The 2267-nt window shown below is 43.9% G+C and carries 2 protein-coding genes and 1 pseudogene; 2 read left to right on the forward strand and 1 reads right to left on the reverse strand.

The annotated features are described in order from the left end of the window. Positions 1 to 350 (reverse strand): annotated as a pseudogene (locus tag PLH26_RS21560) (phosphoglucosamine mutase); the annotation flags it as partial. Positions 351 to 565: 215 nt separating this feature from the next. Between PLH26_RS21560 and PLH26_RS21565 the strand changes: the two are divergent. Both PLH26_RS21565 and PLH26_RS21570 read left to right on the forward strand, forming a co-directional pair. Further along, complete coding sequence (locus PLH26_RS21565) at positions 566 to 1135, forward strand: phosphatase PAP2 family protein (protein ID WP_324557403.1); 570 nt, start codon at positions 566 to 568, stop codon at positions 1133 to 1135. An 11-nt stretch (positions 1136 to 1146) separates the two neighbouring features. Further along, positions 1147 to 2267, forward strand: a 1121-nt coding sequence (locus tag PLH26_RS21570) for a hemolysin family protein (protein ID WP_324588079.1), incomplete at its 3' end; no start/stop codon positions are given.

Genomic DNA, 2267 nt, shown 5'->3' on the forward strand with positions numbered 1-2267 from the left:
TTCAGCAATTTCAAAGCGTTCCACTCCCTTGGATTGTGGCTTGCCGTTAAAATAATCCCGCCGCCGGCCTGCTCCATCACTACGGCAATTTCTACAGTGGGCGTAGTGCTTAAGCCAAGGTTAATAACGTCTATCCCAAGCGCATTCAGCGTACTTACAACAATGTTCTCTATTAACGGACCGCTTATCCTTCCGTCGCGCCCGATAACTACCTTCCTATTGCCTGTTTTTGCGATCAGCCAACTTCCGTATGCCGCTGTAAATTTTACGGTATCCAAAGGTGAAAGTGTTTCCCCAGGTTTTCCTCCTATAGTGCCCCGGATCCCGGATATGCTCTTAATCAATGCCACGGTACTAATTATTTTGTGGATGCAAACTTAGTTTAATTTTTTAAAACCGGAGGAATTGAGCCGGGTTGTAAAACTATAATTACATTTGCCTAAACAATCCATTCCATTCATGGCGGGTAACCGTAGGTTCTTCACAATTCATTATTCTTCCAATCATCCGGCAATGCCCCCCTGGTGGCTACGGCAGCTCTGGTTTATATTAAAAATCCAATAGCATGAACAACCTGATCCGGTATGATATTGAATTGTTTTTCAAAATAAACAGGCAATGGCATAATTCCTTTCTCGACTGGCTTTTACCCTTGCTCAGGAACCAGTACTTCTGGTCGCCGCTGTATCTTTTTACCCTTGTTTTTATACTGCTGAATTTTAAGAAGAAAGGTTTGGTATGGATCGCTTTCTTTTTGATAACCTTCGCCTTAACCGATATGGTAAGCAGTTCCCTGATCAAACCCTGGGTTGAACGTTTGCGGCCATGCGCCGACCCCTATCTTGCAGACTCAGTACGGCAGGTTGTGGGCTGCGGAGGACCATACAGCTTTACGTCTTCTCATGCCACCAATCATTTTGGGATGGCCATGTTCGCTTTTAAAACATTATTGTTTATTCCACTGTCATGGAGATGGGTATTATTTGCCTGGGCCTTTGCCATATCATACGCCCAGGTATATGTTGGCGTGCATTTCCCCTTAGACATTGCCTGTGGAGGGCTGCTGGGTTGTACTATTGGCATGGGTACGGCATGGGTGTTCCATAAGAACGCCGGTTTACCCACTTTAGCTTAACTTCATATATCATGATCGAAATTTTGATTATACTGGGATTAATTTTACTGAACGGTATTTTTTCAATGGCAGAGATGGCGCTGGTATCTTCCCGGAAAACGCGGTTAGAAACACAGGCAGCCAGGGGAGACAAGAGGGCAAGAGAGGCACTAAAGCTCATGGAGAAGCCGGATGCTTTTTTTTCTACTGTACAAATTGGCATTACGCTTATCGGTATTTTAACAGGTATTTTCTCGGGCGAAGCGTTAAAAACAGATTTGATCGCTTATCTCAACCGGTTTGAATGGATTGCACCCTATGCAAGCGCATCTGCCACAGCCATTATTGTTATTATACTTACTTACTTTACGCTCATATTGGGTGAGCTGGTTCCCAAACGGATCGGGCTTTCGCGCCCCGAAAGCATATCCAAACTGGTTGCCACGCCCATGCGCATCCTCAGCAAAATCACCTATCCTTTTGTTTGGTTCCTGAGCAAGTCAACCCATTATACCGTTAAATTTTTGAACATAAAAGGGAAAGACACACAGGTAACAGAAGAGGAGATCAAGGCGATCATCAGTGAAGGAACCGAACAGGGAACCATTGAAGAAGCAGAACAGGAGATCATTGAACGGGTTTTTCACCTTGGAGACAGGAACATTACATCACTAATGACCCACCGCAATGATATTGTGTGGTTCAGCCTTCATAAAGATGAAGCAAAAATAAAGGAAAAGATCACGGAGGAGCCGCACTCCGTATATCCTGTATGCGATGGTGATATTGACAATATAAAAGGCGTGGTATCCATTAAAGACCTGTATGTGCATGAAAGCAGCACATTGCTTTCCGAGATCATGCAACCCACACTGTTTGTGCCCGAGAACAATACGGCCTACCAGGTGCTTGAAAGATTTAAGGAAACAAAAATACATTGCTGTTTTGTGGTAGATGAGTATGGAAGCCTTTTAGGTATGATCACCCTCAACGACATTTTGGAAGCCATTGTGGGAGACATACCGGAAACAGATGAAGAAGATTACGAGATAACAGAAAGAGAAGACGGCACCTATTTTGTAGACGGTCAGGTTCCTTTTTACGATTTTTTAAGAACCTTTGAAAAAACAGAATGGATGAATGAAGGCGAGCA

Source organism: Agriterribacter sp. (assembly GCF_035444585.1).
GTDB lineage: Bacteria > Bacteroidota > Bacteroidia > Chitinophagales > Chitinophagaceae > Agriterribacter.